17 protein-coding genes are annotated in these 15,634 nt (G+C 59.7%); 2 read left to right on the top strand and 15 right to left on the bottom strand.

Going from position 1 to position 15,634, the window contains the following annotated elements:
- Positions 1-98: 98 nt before the first annotated feature.
- The 13 genes from BUB60_RS16360 to BUB60_RS20460 form a co-directional block, all read right to left on the bottom strand.
- Entirely contained in the window at positions 99-608 is a 510-nt protein-coding gene (locus tag BUB60_RS16360; protein WP_073081396.1) for an HD domain-containing protein, read from the bottom strand.
- A gap of 192 nt (positions 609-800) precedes the next feature.
- Entirely contained in the window at positions 801-2,765 is a 1,965-nt protein-coding gene (locus BUB60_RS16355; protein ID WP_073081392.1) for a M56 family metallopeptidase, read from the bottom strand.
- Positions 2,749-3,141: a BlaI/MecI/CopY family transcriptional regulator gene (locus tag BUB60_RS16350; RefSeq protein ID WP_073081370.1), complete on the bottom strand. Its 393-nt coding sequence runs from the start codon at positions 3,139-3,141 to the stop codon at positions 2,749-2,751. Before BUB60_RS16350 ends, BUB60_RS16355 begins: the two co-directional genes overlap by 17 nt.
- 155 nt (positions 3,142-3,296) lie before the next feature.
- Complete coding sequence (locus tag BUB60_RS16345) at positions 3,297-5,798, bottom strand: AMP-binding protein (protein ID WP_073081367.1); 2,502 nt, start codon at positions 5,796-5,798, stop codon at positions 3,297-3,299.
- Complete coding sequence (locus BUB60_RS16340; RefSeq protein ID WP_073081363.1) at positions 5,795-7,216, bottom strand: alpha-isopropylmalate synthase regulatory domain-containing protein; 1,422 nt, start codon at positions 7,214-7,216, stop codon at positions 5,795-5,797. Before BUB60_RS16340 ends, BUB60_RS16345 begins: the two co-directional genes overlap by 4 nt.
- Before the next feature lie 14 nt (positions 7,217-7,230).
- Entirely contained in the window at positions 7,231-8,256 is a 1,026-nt protein-coding gene (locus tag BUB60_RS16335) for a branched-chain amino acid aminotransferase (protein WP_073081360.1), read from the bottom strand.
- A gap of 15 nt (positions 8,257-8,271) precedes the next feature.
- A complete protein-coding gene (locus BUB60_RS16330) occupies positions 8,272-8,799 on the bottom strand; it encodes a 2-oxoacid:acceptor oxidoreductase family protein (protein ID WP_073081357.1) in 528 nt (175 codons plus the stop codon).
- Positions 8,796-9,542, bottom strand: coding sequence for a thiamine pyrophosphate-dependent enzyme (locus tag BUB60_RS16325; protein WP_073081353.1), 747 nt, complete (start codon positions 9,540-9,542; stop codon positions 8,796-8,798). The genes BUB60_RS16330 and BUB60_RS16325 overlap by 4 nt, the downstream gene beginning before the upstream one ends.
- Before the next feature lie 2 nt (positions 9,543-9,544).
- Positions 9,545-10,642: a 3-methyl-2-oxobutanoate dehydrogenase subunit VorB gene (vorB, locus tag BUB60_RS16320; RefSeq protein ID WP_073081349.1), complete on the bottom strand. Its 1,098-nt coding sequence runs from the start codon at positions 10,640-10,642 to the stop codon at positions 9,545-9,547.
- Positions 10,639-10,863: a 4Fe-4S dicluster domain-containing protein gene (locus tag BUB60_RS16315; RefSeq protein WP_073081345.1), complete on the bottom strand. Its 225-nt coding sequence runs from the start codon at positions 10,861-10,863 to the stop codon at positions 10,639-10,641. Before BUB60_RS16315 ends, vorB begins: the two co-directional genes overlap by 4 nt.
- Before the next feature lie 361 nt (positions 10,864-11,224).
- Positions 11,225-11,938, bottom strand: coding sequence for a hypothetical protein (locus BUB60_RS16310; protein ID WP_084726563.1), 714 nt, complete (start codon positions 11,936-11,938; stop codon positions 11,225-11,227).
- An 80-nt stretch (positions 11,939-12,018) separates the two neighbouring features.
- Positions 12,019-12,279: a hypothetical protein gene (locus BUB60_RS20465; RefSeq protein ID WP_143162390.1), complete on the bottom strand. Its 261-nt coding sequence runs from the start codon at positions 12,277-12,279 to the stop codon at positions 12,019-12,021.
- 84 nt (positions 12,280-12,363) lie between these two features.
- Positions 12,364-12,564: a hypothetical protein gene (locus tag BUB60_RS20460; protein WP_143162389.1), complete on the bottom strand. Its 201-nt coding sequence runs from the start codon at positions 12,562-12,564 to the stop codon at positions 12,364-12,366.
- Between the two features lie 171 nt (positions 12,565-12,735).
- Between BUB60_RS20460 and BUB60_RS16305 the strand changes: the two genes are divergently transcribed.
- Positions 12,736-12,987 (top strand): type II toxin-antitoxin system prevent-host-death family antitoxin, encoded by a 252-nt coding sequence (locus tag BUB60_RS16305; RefSeq protein ID WP_073081342.1) that lies wholly within the window; start codon positions 12,736-12,738, stop codon positions 12,985-12,987.
- A complete protein-coding gene (locus BUB60_RS16300) occupies positions 12,984-13,382 on the top strand; it encodes a type II toxin-antitoxin system death-on-curing family toxin (protein WP_073081337.1) in 399 nt (132 codons plus the stop codon). Before BUB60_RS16305 ends, BUB60_RS16300 begins: the two co-directional genes overlap by 4 nt.
- Before the next feature lie 19 nt (positions 13,383-13,401).
- Here BUB60_RS16300 and prfB read toward each other — a convergent pair whose 3' ends face one another.
- Together prfB and BUB60_RS16290 are read right to left on the bottom strand one after the other, a co-directional pair.
- Positions 13,402-14,514, bottom strand: a complete 1,113-nt coding sequence (prfB, locus tag BUB60_RS16295; RefSeq protein WP_073081334.1) for a peptide chain release factor 2 — start codon at positions 14,512-14,514, stop codon at positions 13,402-13,404.
- A gap of 236 nt (positions 14,515-14,750) precedes the next feature.
- Positions 14,751-15,602 (bottom strand): metallophosphoesterase, encoded by an 852-nt coding sequence (locus BUB60_RS16290; RefSeq protein ID WP_073081332.1) that lies wholly within the window; start codon positions 15,600-15,602, stop codon positions 14,751-14,753.
- Between the last annotated feature and the right edge of the window lie 32 nt (positions 15,603-15,634).

The raw sequence follows: 15,634 nt of genomic DNA, 5'->3' as shown, positions 1-15,634 counted from the left end.
TGCTCCAACTTAAACGTATTTTGAGAGTAAAAAATTACCGGAGTATCGTCATAAGGCGTCTCCGGCCGCTGGACTATGTTGTTGATGGGGCGCGGGGATTACGGCGCGCACACGTCGTCGTGAAGCTGGCGGGCAAGGCCGCGCCCTGGGGTGCGGAACGCCTCGGCGATGCAAAAAAACTTATCCACGAGGACGACGACCATGGTCTCGGGGTATTTCGGCAGGGAGAGCGTCAGCGGCCACATGTGCTTTGTAATGACGTCCTGCTCCCGGCTGTTCAGCTTAAAACGCCTGCGCGCGTTCGTCGCCGCAATTTTCGGATGGGTAAAGCCGTGAAGTCCGGCGTGCTCATTTTTTTTGTGCCAGTCGTATAGGAAAAAATCGTGCAGCAGCCCGCCGCGGGCGGCGGAGCGGTAATCAAGGCCGAGCCTTTTGCAGATCGTAAAGCTCGCCACAGACACGTTCAGGCAGTGCTTTAAGCAGTCCACGCCGCCGTGCTGATTAAACTGCCGCATGGACCTGACCGCCTCGTCGTCGAGGATTTCGCCGACACAGGAAAGATATTCGCGCCGGTGCTCCTGCGCCTGTCTGGTTTCGTTTTTGGGCATGGCCGGTCCTCCATCCTGCGTGCGGCATGGACCCACTATGACATATTTTCGGCGCCCTGTCAAGAAACCGCGCGGCGCCAGACTGCCGATAAAGCCCTTTGGGCTTTATCCTCTGCTTGCAGGTTTTTTGACAAACAGACGCCGGGCGGACTCGAAAGAGAGTCCGTCCGGCGCATATTCGCGCGCTACACGCTATTTAAAGCTTTCGTTGGCGTGCAGGGGCTTGCCCTGCAGGAGTTGGTCGACCTCTTCGTAGCCGGCCGGGAACGCGTAATTGTACCGCGGCGGCAGGGCGAAGACGTATTTGGAATTCCGCCCGAGCTCGCTGGGCAGGATGGGAGCCGCCGAGACGGCGATATTCCCCTCCTGTACGTCATCCCACTGCTTCATTGTAAACACCATGATCGGGATATCCTGTGTTGGCGTGTCCTTGGTCCACTTGGGGTTCCGGATGAGGAGCTGCGGCCCTGTCGTTGCCGCCTGCTGGTCGGTGAGCGGCGTGCCCTTCCATTCCTCCGAAACGATCTTATAGCCCTTCCACTCGGCGGGGAGATCGAAGTTAAAGCCGTACTGGGTGTTTTTATAAACAATGGCGGGGGTGGGCGTGGACGACGACGCTGCGGGCGTGTCGGGGAGGACGCTGATGTCCTCCGTCGGGGTGAGCGGTTCGCCGTTCATGATCTGCTCAACCTCCTCGTAACCGGGCGGATACGCGAAGTTGTAGCGGGCCGGCAGGGCAAAAACATATTTGGAATTTCTGCCGAGCTCGCTGGGCGGTACCGGCGCGGCGGACACGACGAATTTTTCCTGCTGCAGGTCCTCCCACTGTGTCAATGTAAAGATCATGATCGGAATATCCTGCGTCGGCTTTGCGGCGGTCCACTGAGGGCTCCGGATGAGGAGCTGCGGGCCTGTGGCCAGAATATTGCTGGTATTGCCGATGTCCCAGCCGCTCCACTGCTGGCTGACGATGGTGTAATCCTGCCAGTCCTTCGGCAGCGTAAAGTCGAAACCGTAGTCCGTATTCTTATAAACGATATTCTGGCCCATGGCGTCCGTGGCGTCGCCGGACGGCGACGGAGAGGTATCCGGTGAAGCCGACGACTCCTGAGGCGGCGGACCGCCCACCGTCGTACCGCCCGCCGAGCAGGCGCCCAGCAGGACGGCGGCCAGGCACAGGCTCAAGGCCAGCGCGGAGGACGCGATGACGGTTCTTCTGGATTTTTTCCCAGCTTTCATTATTGTTCTCAGCCTTTCCTTCATACTGATTTTATCCTCCCGCAGCGTCATCATTAAAAGATGCCGGCGGCCGGAAGCCTGCGCCGCCGTATCCAGCAGCGCGTTTCCGTAGGCGCGCCTTTCGTTGTCGCCGAGTCGGGCCGCGACGGCCTCGTCGCAGGAGAGCTCGCACGCTTCGGCGATATATCCTGTCATCAGATACGCCAGGGGATTGAACCAATGGACGCAGAGGATCACCTCGGCAAACCATTTGTACACGATGTCGCGCCGCTTCAAATGCGTCAGCTCGTGCCGGAAAACATAGGGCAGGGCGGCCCGGCCGGCGGACAAGGCGGCTTCCGGCAGCAAGACGGCCGGTCTCAAAAGCCCGACCAGCATCGGCGTGGATATCCGCGCGCTGACGAGGGGGGCTGCGATTTTCCCAAGACCCAGGGACGCCGCCGTTTTTTCAAAAATATCAAGAACTCCGGCATCCGCCGCGGGGCGCGCGCCCTTGCGGATTTTCCGTGTAAAAACCGCGTATTGGATTGATTTAACGGCGAATGCCAGCACGGCGCCCGACAGCCAGACAACGCCCAGGAATTGAAAAATGTCAGGACTCGCCGCGGCCTGCGCCGGAGGCGCTGCGCCGGCTTCCGGCAGAGCCTGCCCGCCGGCCTTCGCCGGCGCCGAGAACGCCTCGACGGGAGCAATCTGCCGCGCTTCCGCCGCCGAACCGGCAGTTTCGGTGAAAATTCCGGTCAACCCGAAGGATGGAGAGTATGGAACGATGAGCCGCAAAAGCACGATAAGCCATAGGTAATATTGCCACGTCTTTGACAGCTTATTCCTGAACAGCGGCCGCAGCGCCAGCAGCAGAAGGATGAGGCCGGACCCGGACAGGGACAGGGATAAAACAAGCTTAAAGACCTCGCTCACGGCCGTCGCCTCCTGTGTTTAAAAATTCCCGCAGCTCCGCGATATCGCCTGCGGTGAGGTTGTCGCTCTGAACGAGCGAGGCGATGAGCCGCTTGGCGCTGCCGCCGTAATGGCGCTCCAGAAAGCTTTTTGTCAGGCTGCGGCGGTAATCCTCCTCAGCCAGTAGGGGACGGTAAGACAGAACGCCGAGCCGCTGCTCCTCGATCGCACCTTTTTCCACAAGCCGCCGGATGAGCGTGCGCACCGTGGAGCGGTCCCATCCCGTTTTATCAGAGATATCCCGGCAGATTTCCGCCGTCGTCACCGGGCCGCCGGCACCCCAGAGCACCCGAAGCACCTCCGCCTCCGCGTCGGATATCGGGCTCTTCCCTTTCATCGTCATTCCTCCATGTGACAATTGTCACCAGATGATTACAGGTTACATCTGTCACCAAGGTTTGTCAAGAGGATTTGCAAAATTAAGACTGCCCGCGCGGAGAATAAGTTCCGCGCGGGCAGCATGGAATCAGGTTTTTTATTTGACGATATTTTTTACGCCGTTTCGATGCTTGCGGCCTTCTGCAGGCCGAATTTTATCACCGCGTCCTCGCGCATCCTGTATTTGAGGATTTTGCCGGCGGCGTTCATGGGGAATTCGGCGACGAAGTCGACGTAGCTGGGGACCTTGTGCTTGGCCATGCTGGCGTGGACGAAGTCCTTGACCTCCTGCTCGGTCAGGGCGGCGCCGTCCTTCAGGATGACGCTGGCCATGATCTCCTCGCCGTAGGCAGCCGACGGTACGCCGATGACCTGCACGTCCTTGATCTTGGGGTGCGTGTACAGGAATTCCTCGATCTCCTTGGGATAGATGTTCTCGCCGCCGCGGATGATCATGTCCTTGAGGCGGCCGGTGATGCGGTAGTTGCCCTCCGGGGTGCGGCAGGCCAGGTCGCCGGTATGCAGCCAGCCGTCCTTGTCGATGGCGGCGGCCGTGGCGCCCGGCATTTTGTAATAGCCCTTCATGATGTTGTAGCCGCGGGCAACGAACTCGCCGGTGACGTTATCCGGCAAGTCCTCGCCTGTCTCCGGGTCGACGATCTTGCACTCGATCTGCGGCAGCGCCCGCCCGACGGTGGCCACGCGCACGTCCAAAGGATCGTCCGTGGAGCTCATGGTGCAGCCGGGGGAAGCCTCCGTCTGGCCGAAGACGATGGTGATCTCCGACATGTGCATCTTTTCCACCACGTCGCGCATGACGGCAACAGGGCAGGGCGAGCCGGCCATGATGCCGGTGCGCATATGGGAGAAGTCGTCGGGATTGAAATCCTTGTGCTCCAGCATGGCGATGAACATCGTCGGCACGCCGTGGAAGCAGGTGATGCGCTCCTGCCCTATGCAGGTCAGCGCCGATTTCGGAGAAAAATACGGCAGCGGCGACATGGTGACGCTGTGGGTCATAGAGGCCGTCATGGCCAGCACCATGCCAAAGCAGTGGAACATCGGCACGTGGATCATCATCCGGTCGGCCGTGGAGAGGTCCATGCGGTCGCCGATGCATTTGCCGTTGTTGACGATATTGTAGTGCGTCAGCATGACGCCCTTGGGGAAGCCGGTGGTGCCGGAGGTGTACTGCATGTTGCACACGTCGTCGTAGCGGACAAGGGCGGCGCGGCGGTGGACCTCCTCCACGGGGACGCGGTCCGACAGCGCCAGCGCTTCGTCCCACGTCAGGCAGCCCTTCTGTCTGGACGACACGGTGACGATGTGCCGCAGAAACGGCAGGCGCTTGCAGTGGAGCGGCTTGTCGGACGGCGTGTACTCCAGCTCCGGGCAGAGCTCTTTGACGATGGAGACGTAGTCGGAATCCCGGTACCCGTCGATCATGACAAGGGTGTGGACGTCGGCCTGGCGCAGAAGATACTCCGCCTCCCGAATTTTATACGCTGTGTTCACCGTGACGAGCACGGCACCGATTTTCACCGTCGCCCAAAAGGCGATATACCACTGGGGCACATTGGTGGCCCAGGCCGCCACCTTGTCCCCGGCCTTGACGCCCTGGGCAACGAGACTGCGGGCAAACCGGTCCACGTCCTCGCGGAACTCGGCGTAGGTGCGCGTATAGTCCAGCGTCGTATAGCGGAAGGCATACTGGTCCGGGAACTCCTCGCAGAGCCTGTCCAGTACCTGGGAGAACGTCAGCTCAAGGAGCTCGTCCTTCGGCCAGATGAATTTCCCGGTGCCTCTCTTGTTTTCAAAATATTTGTCGCCGCGTTCCCGAACCTTGATGAACCGGCTGATGACGTTGACATAATGCGGCAGGACAATGTCCGGATCGTTGAGGCCGTCCTTACCCGCTGTGAAATCCAGCGAAAGCGTGCCGCTGTAATCGATGGAACGCAGCGCGTCGGCCATTTCCGCCATGGGGACGACGCCCTCGCCGACGAGGCAGGGGCGCAGGTCCGGACCCATCGTCTCCGAATCGCTCACGCGGACGTGCTTGACGTACGCGCCCAGGTTCTGTATCGTCCTGTCCGCCGACTCGTTAATTAGGGCGTACGGGTTCAGGAAATTCCAGAGCGCGGCGAGGTGATCGCTGGCGAACCGGTCCAGCAGCCGGCAGAGCCGCGACGTGTCCGAAAAAACGCCCTTCGTTTCAACGAGCAGGATGACGCCCTCCGATTCCGCCAGGGGCAGGAGCTCGGAGATCATGCCGGCGCAGCGCTCCTCGTCCTCCGCGCCGGCTGCCGGCATGTCCAGGCAGACGTACGGCGCGTGCAGCGCCGAGGCCAGCAGGATGCTGTCGGCGGCGTTTTTGAGCGATGTGTTTCTGGACCCGCCGTCCGTCGGGAGACTTACGGTGACGCAGGAGACGGCGAGCTTCCTGTCGCCCAGATGGCGCAGGAACTGCTGCCGCTCGGCGCCGTCGAGGATGCTCCGGGCCTCCGTCGGGCTGTAGCAGAGCTCCAGGCTCTGCAGCCCCATACTCTCGGCCAGTTCGCAGTGCGCGTCCCAGGATAAATCGGGCCAGTTCCCTGTGAAATACGACAGTCTCATAGGCCCTTTTCCTCAAACACGATCTTGTTGGCAGCACTTAAATAGGCGCGGATGCTGGCCCCGACAATGTCGGTGGAAAGGCCGCGGCCGGCATAGAGCTTGCCGTCCTGCCGGAGCCGCACCAGCGCGCCGCCCATGGCCTCGGTGCCCTCCGTCACCGCCTGGATCTGGAAGTCGTCCAGCTCGTAATGGCGGCCGATGATCTGCCCGATGGCGTTAAAGGCGGCGTCGATGGGGCCGTCGCCCAAGGCGATGGCCTGGATGGGGTCCCCGTCCTTCACCACGCGGATGAACGCCGTGGCGGTGATGGCGCTGCCGCTGTTGATAACGTAGTTGTCCAAAAGGAACGTCGGCGCGACCTGCCCGGCCGTATCGGCGATGAGGGCCTCAATGTCGCGGCTGTCGACTTTTTTGCTGCGGGCGATCTCCTTGAAGAGCCGGTAAATCTCATTGAGGTCCTCCTCGCTCACCTCGTAGCCGAGCTGTTCGATCCGGCTGCGGACGGCGGCGATGTCGGCGTCCGCGCTCAGCACTTCCGTGCCGGCCGGCGCGCTTTCTCCGGCAAGGCCGAAGGCGGCAGCTCGGCCCGAATGGCCGGCGCCGGTGAGGGCGTCCAATTTCCGGCAGGTGCGGAAGAGCGACGTAACGTCCGGGCCGGCGGCGACGCCCAGGGCCTCGCCGCGCACCTTCAGCACATTTAAAAACTGCTCCAGCGGCAGGTGGCCCGGCGCGGCGCCGCAGGACACCTTGAACTGCTGCACCCAGGGCACGGCGGCCAGAGCGGAAGCGGCCGCGAGCCCCAGATTGTCCCGCAGGTGAAGCGACAGCGTCACAGCTTGAAGCGCGGGCGTCTTCTGCTTGACGGACTGAAGAAAAGCGGCGATCTCGTCCGGCGTCTTTTCGCCGGTGGCGTCGCAGAGAGTGACCGTTTTTGCCCCGGCGCTGATGGCCGATTGCAGCATGGCCGAGAGAAAATCGGGCTCGGCGCGCGTGGCATCCTCGGCGGTGAATTCCACGTCCGGGCAGAGCGAGACGCAGTATTCCACTGTGTCCCTGACCTGGCTCAAAACCGTGTCGGCCTTCAGGTGGTAGATATACTCCATCTGGACAGTGGAGGCGGGCACGATGAGATTCAGCCGGGCTTTTTTTGCCTTTGACAGGGCGGACGCGGCCCGCTCAATGCCGGGCCGGTCCAGAGAGACGGGCACGCAGATAACGCTCCCGTCCAGCATGGTCGACAGGGTGCGGACAAGCACCGCGTCCGCCGGGGCGCCCGACACAAAGCCTGTTTCGATGACGTCAATTTTCAGCTTCTCGAGGAGCTTTGCCATCTCGATTTTCTGCTTGAAGCTGAGGCCGGACGCGGAGAGCTGCTCGCTCTCCCGCAGGGAGATATCAACGATTTTTATATCTGACACGGCATGCCCTCCGATTACTCAATGATATGAATCCAGCCCTTGGGGGCTTCGATGCGGCCCATTTGGATGCCCGTCAGCGTGTCGTACAGCTTCTTTGTAACAGGGCCCATGCCCTGCGCGGTACCGGACATGACGATTTCTTTGCCGTGGTCGACGATCTTGCCGACGGGTGAAATGACGGCGGCGGTGCCGCAAAGGCCGCACTCCACAAAATCCTTGACCTCGCCCAACGCGATTTCTCTTTCCTCGACTTCAAGGCCCAGGTATTCCTTGGCGATATGGAGCAGGGAAATACGGGTGATGGACGGCAGGATGCTGCTGGATTTCGGCGTGACGACCTTGTTGTCCCTGGTCACAAAAACAAAGTTTGCCCCGCCGGTCTCTTCGACCGTTGTATGGGTGGCCGCGTCCAGGTACATATTCTCGTCATAGCCGTTTTTATGGGCGGTGACGATGGCGTGGAGGCTCATGGCATAGTTCAGGCCCGCCTTGATATTGCCCGTCCCGTTGGGGGCCGCGCGGTCAAAATCGCTGACGCAGAGGGTCAGCGAACGGACGCCGCCTTTAAAATACGGGCCGACGGGCGTTGCCAGTATACGGAACTGATATTCCTTGGCCGGCGCCACGCCGATGACGGGTCCGCTGCCAAACATAAAGGGACGGAGGTAAAGCGTCGCGCCCGAGCCGTAGGGAGGGACATAGGCGGCGTTTGCCCTGATCGTCTGCGTGACCGCGTCCACGAATCTTTCCTTCGGAAAAACCGGTATTTCCAGCCGTTTGGCACTGTTCTCCATGCGCGCGGCATTCATGTCGGGACGAAAGGCGACGATGTGTCCATCCTCCGTCGTGTAGGCCTTGAGCCCTTCAAAACAGGACTGGGAGTACTGCAGCACGCCCGCGCATTCGCTGATCGTGATCGTGCCCTCCCCGGTCAGCTGTCCCTCGTCCCATGCGCCGTCTGCGTAATTTGACACATAGCTCTTGTCTGTTTTCCGATAGCTGAAGTCAAGATTGGCCCAATCCAAATTCTTCTTTTCCACAGTTTGCACGCCCTTTCATTTATAGTAGGCGAACGCCTTCATGTTGGCGTCGTTGAGCTTGGCTTTCGCGCCGGTGAACGTCTTATGCATGACCTGATGGATGGATTCCTCCGATACGACGCCCGTGGCCCGGACGAGAGCGCCCAGCATGACCATGTTGCCGACTTTCACGTTCCCCAGCTCTATGGCGATCTCATTGACCGGGACGTTCAGCACCCTGATATCCGTGCGCTTTGCCGGCTGGTCGATGATGGAGGTGTTGACGAGGAGCGCGCCGCCCGGCTTGACCATGGGCTCGAATTTAATCAGTGACGGCAGGTTCATAACGACGATGGCGTCGGCCTCATAAATGAGCGGGCAACCCACAGGCTTGTCGGACACCACGACGGTGCAGTTGGCCGTACCGCCGCGCATTTCGGGGCCGTAGGACGGGAGAAAGGTGGCGGATTTGTCCTCCAGCATGGCGGCGTAGGTGATCATCTGGCCCATCAGGAGGATGCCCTGGCCGCCGGAGCCGGCGAAAAACAGCTTGTGTGTACTCATTGCACGCCCTCCGGTTTCTTAAAGACGCCCAGCGGGTAGTAGGGGATCATCTTGTCGCCCACCCACTTCATGGCGTCGGGCGGCGTGAGGCCCCAGTTCGTCGGGCAGGTGGACAAAAGCTCCACAAGGGCGAAGCCCAGCTTCTTCTCCTGGACCTCAAAGGCGCGGCGGACGGCTTTTTTCGCCAGCCTGATGTGCGCCGGGGTGTCCAGGGCCACACGCTCGACATAGACGGCGCAGTCCAGCGTCGACAGGAGCTCCGATACCTTGATCGGCATGCCGGCCTGCTCTACGGTGCGGCCCTCCTGGGACGTGGTCGTCTTTTGGCCGATCAGCGTCGTGGGGGCCATCTGGCCGGAGGTCATGCCGTAAATGCAGTTGTTGATGAAGAAGGTGCAGAATTTTTCGCCCCTGGCGGCGGCGTGGATGATCTCGGCCATGCCGATGGAGGCCAGGTCTCCGTCGCCCTGGTAGGTGAAGACGAGCTTGTCGGGGTGGACGCGCTTGATGCCGGAGGCCACCGCCGGCGCGCGGCCGTGGGCCGCCTCGCACATGTCGAGGTTCATGAATTTATGGGCCTGGACGCTGCAGCCGATGGGCGCCACGCCCAGAGTCTGGCCCAGCTTGCCCATTTCCTCCAGCGTCTCCGTAATGAGCCGGTGGGCGATGCCGTGGGTGCAGCCGGGGCAGTAGCTGGTGTCGACCGATGTCATGCCCTTGGTGTATGTAAATACTGGTTTCATAGTTACCTCCTATCTGCCGGAAGCGCGTTCTGATAAATCTTCTTCGCCTTTTCCGCCATCTCGATGGACGTGGGGATCATGCCGCCCGTCCGGTGGATGAGATCGACCGGATAACGGCCGCAAACGCCCATTTTGACGTCGTCGAGCATCTGGCCCATATTCAGTTCCGCGGAGATGACGACCTTCGTCTTGTCGCCGAGCGCATCAAACGCCTGGTACGGGAACGGCCAGAGGGAAATGGGGCGGATCAGTCCGGCCTTGATGCCCTGCGCGGCCAGGAGCTCCATAGCCTCCTTGGCGATGCGGGCCATGGTGCCGAAGGCGACAAAAACGATGTCGGCATCCTCCGTGTCGATACTCTCCCAGCGGCAGAGCTCCTTTTTGGCCAGCTCGTATTTCTTGAAAAGCTTTTCCACGTGGGCTTCCAGCGCGTCCGGCTCCATGCGGAGGGACTTGACGATGTTTCTCTTGCTGTCGTCGTCGCCGTAACCGACGATGGCCCAGGGCTTTCTGGCGGCAATCTCCTCTTCCCTGACGAAGGGGTGCGGCTCGGGGAGCCGTACCGGCTCCATCATCTGGCCCATAATGCCGTCGGCAAAGATGAAAATGGGGTTCTGCCAGTAATCGGCCAGGGGTACGGCCTCGTAAATGAGGTCCACGGCCTCCTGGATGCTGGCGGGGGCGAAAACGGGGATTCTATAGTCGCCGTTGCCGCCGCCGCGGGTGACCTGGAAATAGTCCGCCTGGCCGGGCTGGATGCCGCCGATGCCGGGGCCGCCGCGGGAGACGTTTAAAATGACAAGAGGGACCTCCGCCGAGCACATAAAGCTCAGGCCCTCCTGCATCAGCGCGATGCCGGGGGAGGAGGACGACATGAAGACGTTGCCGCCCGAGGCGCCGGCGCCGTAAGCCATGTTGATGGCGCCCAGCTCGCTTTCCGCCTGCAGGAACGTGCCGCCGCGCTTTGGCAGCTCGCGGGACATGAATTCGGGGATCTCGCTCTGCGGCGTGATCGGATATCCGAAGTAGAAACGGGCCCCGCCGCGGATGGCGGCCTCGGCAAACGCCTCGTTGCCCTTCATGAGTACTTTATCCGTCATGGCGTTTCCTCCTCCTGGTAAATTGCGATGGCGCCGTCAGGGCAGACGAGCGCGCAGGACTGGCATCCGATGCATTCCTCCTGCCGGGAAACGGACGCCGGCGCGTAGCCCTTGTTGTTGATCTGCGCGCTCATGACGATGATGCCCTTGGGACAGAACGCGCGGCACAGTTCACAGCCTTTGCACTTTTCGCTGTTGAACTGAACTTGGAATTTGGCCATATCTTTGCTCCTTTCGGTAAGTTATTAAATTCCCACCCACCCGCCCTTTAAAGGTATGGGGCTTCGCCCCATGCCCCTTTTGTCTTCCCCCTCGGGGGGAAGGTGGCACAGCGCCGAATGAAAGGGCTGTGCTCCATGCTCCCTTTTCGCCTTTCCCTCCGGGAAGATGGCACGGAGCGTCGAATGAGGGGCTGTGCTTATAACCTTATTATTGCGGTGGGCCGATATCGCATGGTGTGGGGTTTTGCCACATATCTCCGGTCGTTCAAATCCCGCCGGAGGCCGGAGCGGGTATCGAGCCATAGGCTCGTATCTGGGGAGAACTGTTTCCCCTGGAAGATGCCCGCATCTTTGCGTCTTGTTATCTGTCAAGCCAGGTCGGCCGCATGTAGAGGCCGAGGGGCATCAGGTATCCGTCGATGGCGGCCAGCGCGGTTCTCGATACAAGCTGCTCGGGATAGCAGTCGCACCAGAGCGTCTTGCCTGTCTTTTCGCAGAACTCCTTGCTGAGCCGGTGGCCCCGGAGGACGGTTTCGGCCGTCGTCTCCCGCAAAAGGTGCGTGTTGTTCACGATGCCCTCCACGGTGAGGCCGGAGACGGCTTCGATGGCGCGGACGTGCGCGATGGCGCTGTCCGTGTCCCGCGTTTCAAAGCGGTTGAAGTTCAGGACGGCGATAACCGCCGTCTCCTCCGGCGCGTAGTATTTTTTGAACTGGTTGAGGACCTTGGCGCCGCTGTCGTTGCCGCCGGCGTCGATGATGACGCGGCACCCTTTGTCCTCCAGCGGCGCCCGGACATCGGCGGCCAGCTCCGGCAGCTCGGCGGTGATCTCCGTTTTGTAGATGCTGCCGTAGACGCGGACGCCCGCGTCCTCCAGCAGCTGCATCCGCTCCCGGGAGCGGAAGTACGGGTTGACGATGTCCAGGTCGACGACAGCCAACCGCGGATAGGGGCGTTCGGTCTCCCGCGCCAGACGCAGGGCGAGGCTCACGGAAAATTCCGTTTTGCCGCTGCCGTAATGGCCGGTGACGATGAGGATCCTTTTTAAAAAAGGCCGGATGATATGATCGTTCAATATGATTCCACCTGTCGTTTCAGCGGATGTAAAAAGCTCCGTCTTCCAAGAACGGAGCTTTGATGTTGTGTCGGCGCACATCAATTAAGTCGTGTTCCAGGAAATATTTTTTTGTATTGGTAAAGTACCGGGCGGAGAAGTACAAGCAAGCCAAGCAGGCCCGCCGCAATAACCGGCAGGCCAAGATAAATAATGGAACTAAAGCAGAAAATAACAAAAAGACATGCGGTCAAAGCATGTCTTGTCGTTGGAGCACACGTATTTTCGGCATCACGGGAAAAGCCCCGGAAACGGGCGAAGCCGGATGGCGTCATATATTGCGCGGCAAACACTCTGTCCATTTCTGCCCCTCTCCCGGTGCTTTATCAGTTTAATGAGCTTCTTTTATTTTTATCAGGCTTTGCCCTGTTTGTCAAGCTTGCAGGCTATTTTTGTGTATCGGCGATTGAAACGCCGCCGCAGGGTGAGCGCATTTTATAGCTTATGTCAAAAAAAGGGCGAACCGCAGGACGGTCCGCCAAAGAAAGGGTTGTGGGATAAAGATATGAGCTTACGTCCGTCATCTCCGGTAAAAAAAGAAGATTGGGACCTGCGGCATCCTCATGCCATTGGATAAGCTGTGTCATTATAATACTCCAATTTACAGAAAGTGTAAATAGGAGTATTTGTCGCTTTATCACTACTTTTGTCGGACACGCAGCAGAATCCGGAAACGTATCTTTGGCGCGGATAATTTAATAAAAATAGGTTGAAAATATCCTACATTTTCGCTATACTATGAAATGAGGTGATTGTTTATGAACGTCAATACCGATGTCTTGGTCCCGATGACCGAAGCGAATCAAAATTTTTCCAAGGTTGTCCGGCTTGTTGACGAAGAGGGGCTGGCTGTTATCATGAAAAATAACAAACCGAGATATGTGGTCGTGGAATTTTCCGAATACAATGAAATCCAGGCGGCAAGAGAATCCCGCCGGGACCGTATTTCTGCCGTCAGTGAAAAGATTATCGATGACAACCTTGAGGCTTTCCTGGAACTGGCGAAATGATTGTCTTGACAGTTGACGAGATCATAGAGCTTTATGATAAGCTGGTTGAAAAGACGGGTGGACTGCACGGGCTGCGCGATAGAGGCCTTCTTGAATCGGCGGTCTACAGCGCCGCCGCCGGATTTGATGAAACTGAGCAGTACCCCACGGTTGAGGAAAAAGCGGCCCGGCTGGCGTATGCGATCACGACGAACCATCCGTTTCTCGATGGCAATAAGCGGATTGGCATACTCGTAATGCTGGTAATGCTCGAATTGAATGGCATAGGCATGACGTTTACGCAACAGGAACTCCTACAGCTTGGCCTGGAAATCCCCGCAGGAAAACGCGATTATTTTTTGGTTCTGGGCTGGATCGCCGATCATAAGGCTAAGCTAACGCAAGGGGAGACGTAAGTCTCCCCTTGTACGTATTTTATTCGGTTTTTCCCGCCTGCATGGAGAGGTACGCGTTGATGAAACCGTCGATGTCGCCGTCCATGACGGCGCCGATATTGCCGTTTTCAAAGTTCGTACGGTGGTCCTTTGCCAGCGTGTACGGCATAAAAACATAGGAGCGGATCTGGCTGCCCCATTCGATTTTCATCTGCTCGCCCTTGATGTCGCTGATTTTGTCCAGGTGCTCCCGCTCCTTGATCTCCACGAGCTTGGAGCGGAGCATGCGCATGGCGACCTCTCTGTTCTGATGCTGGCTGCGCTCCATCTGACAGGCCACGACGATGCCGGTGGGGATGTGCGTGATGCGGATGGCGCTCTCCGTCTTGTTGACGTGCTGGCCGCCAGCGCCGGAGGAGCGGTAGGTGTCCACCCGCAGGTCCTCGGGCCGGATCTCGACCTCCACATCGTCGGAGATGAGCGGCGCGACCTCCACGGCGGCAAAGGACGTGTGCCGGCGGCCGGAGGCGTCAAAGGGCGATATCCGAACGAGGCGGTGGATGCCGCCCTCGCTTTTCAGATAGCCGTAGGCGTTCTCGCCCTCGATCTCGATGGACGCCGACTTGATGCCGGCCTCCTCGCCGTCCAGATAGTCCAGAATTTTGTATTTCATGCCGTGGCGCTCGGCCCAGCGGGTGTACATACGGTAAAGCATCTCCGTCCAGTCCTGTGCCTCGGTGCCGCCGGCGCCGGCGTGAAAGGACATTATGGCGGTGCAGCCGTCGTATTCGCCCGACAGGAGCGTAGACAGGCGCGCGGCCTCCAGGTCCCGCTCAAACGCTTCAAATTCCGCCTCCAGCTCCGGCAGGAGGCTTTCGTCCTGCTCCTCGATGCCCATCTGGCACAGGGCCATGAGATCGTCCCACCGGGAGTTCAGCTTTTTATAGCCGGAGATTTTGTTTTTCAGCAGCTTTATTTTCTGTAGGACCTTCTGGGAGTTGTCGAGATCGTTCCAGAAGCCGTCCTCGGCGCTCTCGTGCTCGAGACGCTCGAGCTCGGATTCCGCGTCGTCGAGCTTCAGCGCGCCGCCGAGAGCTGTGAGCGCCGGCTTCAGGGCGTTTACTTTTACTTTGTAATCGTCAAATTCTATCATTGGCTGACCACTTTCATTCGTAATTGAGCTGTCCGGCCGCCCGCCTGCCTCTATAAGAGGCCCTGGTCAGTGCAGCCGCTGGCTGGGAACAGTACGGATGTCGCCGTAAATGAGGTCGTCGATATCCTGCTCCAGCCCGCCTGAGCATTGTACGATGTTATGAAGCATACTATCACTCCCAAATTGCTGATAACATCATCATATGCCCGAGGGCTTTTTTATGTTCCGTAAATTTATTATTTTTTCAGCACCGCCACGGCAATCTCCGGGTTGTTCAAAAAGCGGGGAAAGCCCGTATGATTGCCGATGCCGCGCGAGACGAGCATGCTGGTGCCGTCCTTCGAATAAACGCCGCTGGTGTACCGCGGGAACAGCTCCCGCGACGGACCCACCAGGCCCCCGACCAGCGGCAGGCGGACGATCCCGCCGTGGGCGTGCCCGCACAAAATGAGGCCGACCCCGGCCTTGGAGAGACGGTCCAGATAATTGTTCCGGTGGGCCAGCAGGACGATGTATGCGTCGCCCTCCTTCGCGCGGATGTCCGCGATGAGCTCTTCGGGCGTTATCATGTCCGCCGGGCCGTTGGGGTCGTCGATACCGGCGAGGATGATGGAGGCTTTGCCCACCGCCAGGCGCTCGTAGTCGTTCCGCAGGACGGTGACGCCGCTGTCGGTGAGCGTTGTCAAAAGCTCCCGGACCCAGCCGGAATCCCACTCGTGGTTGCCGGTCACGTAATAGACCGGGGCGATGCTGACAAGGGACTGGATCAGAGGCCGGACGACGGCCAGGTCGGCGCTCTTGTCGTCGTCGTTGTTGATCAGATCGCCTGTGACGGCGATGATGTCGGGCCGGGCCTTTTTGACGGCGCCGACAAGCGCCGCGTTATCCTTGCCGAAGGTGGCGGCGTGGATGTCGGACAGCTGGACGATCCGGTACCCGTCAAAGGCCGCGGGCAGGGCGCTGGCTTGGACGGGGTAGTCGTCCGTGACGATGCGCGTGTTGCCGTCGTAGAACAAAAACGCGAGCAGCAGGGCAAATATTAAAAATATGGGAAGGCCGAGATGCCGGCGCTTTTTTGTTTTTCTCATTTGTTATACCGGTGCGCGGGACTGCGGCGGGC

The sequence above is a fragment of the Sporobacter termitidis DSM 10068 genome (assembly GCF_900130065.1).
GTDB classification, from domain to species: Bacteria; Bacillota; Clostridia; order Oscillospirales; family Oscillospiraceae; genus Sporobacter; species Sporobacter termitidis.
Note: the sequence above shows the minus strand (reverse complement) of the source record. Positions and strands in the feature narration are given on the sequence as shown.

What these genes read in the sequence shown, in the direction of transcription:
- BUB60_RS20465 (WP_143162390.1), bottom strand. Translation starts at nt 12,279, where the DNA reads ATGGACAGAGTGTTTGCCGCGCAATATATGACGCCATCCGGCTTCGCC.
- BUB60_RS16315 (WP_073081345.1), bottom strand. Translation starts at nt 10,863, where the DNA reads ATGGCCAAATTCCAAGTTCAGTTCAACAGCGAAAAGTGCAAAGGCTGT.
- BUB60_RS16305 (WP_073081342.1), top strand. Translation starts at nt 12,736, where the DNA reads ATGAACGTCAATACCGATGTCTTGGTCCCGATGACCGAAGCGAATCAA.
- BUB60_RS20460 (WP_143162389.1), bottom strand. Translation starts at nt 12,564, where the DNA reads ATGACACAGCTTATCCAATGGCATGAGGATGCCGCAGGTCCCAATCTT.
- BUB60_RS16350 (WP_073081370.1), bottom strand. Translation starts at nt 3,141, where the DNA reads ATGAAAGGGAAGAGCCCGATATCCGACGCGGAGGCGGAGGTGCTTCGG.
- BUB60_RS16330 (WP_073081357.1), bottom strand. Translation starts at nt 8,799, where the DNA reads ATGAGTACACACAAGCTGTTTTTCGCCGGCTCCGGCGGCCAGGGCATC.
- vorB (WP_073081349.1), bottom strand. Translation starts at nt 10,642, where the DNA reads ATGACGGATAAAGTACTCATGAAGGGCAACGAGGCGTTTGCCGAGGCC.
- BUB60_RS16325 (WP_073081353.1), bottom strand. Translation starts at nt 9,542, where the DNA reads ATGAAACCAGTATTTACATACACCAAGGGCATGACATCGGTCGACACC.
- BUB60_RS16345 (WP_073081367.1), bottom strand. Translation starts at nt 5,798, where the DNA reads ATGAGACTGTCGTATTTCACAGGGAACTGGCCCGATTTATCCTGGGAC.
- BUB60_RS16290 (WP_073081332.1), bottom strand. Translation starts at nt 15,602, where the DNA reads ATGAGAAAAACAAAAAAGCGCCGGCATCTCGGCCTTCCCATATTTTTA.
- prfB (WP_073081334.1), bottom strand. Translation starts at nt 14,514, where the DNA reads ATGATAGAATTTGACGATTACAAAGTAAAAGTAAACGCCCTGAAGCCG.
- BUB60_RS16300 (WP_073081337.1), top strand. Translation starts at nt 12,984, where the DNA reads ATGATTGTCTTGACAGTTGACGAGATCATAGAGCTTTATGATAAGCTG.
- BUB60_RS16360 (WP_073081396.1), bottom strand. Translation starts at nt 608, where the DNA reads ATGCCCAAAAACGAAACCAGACAGGCGCAGGAGCACCGGCGCGAATAT.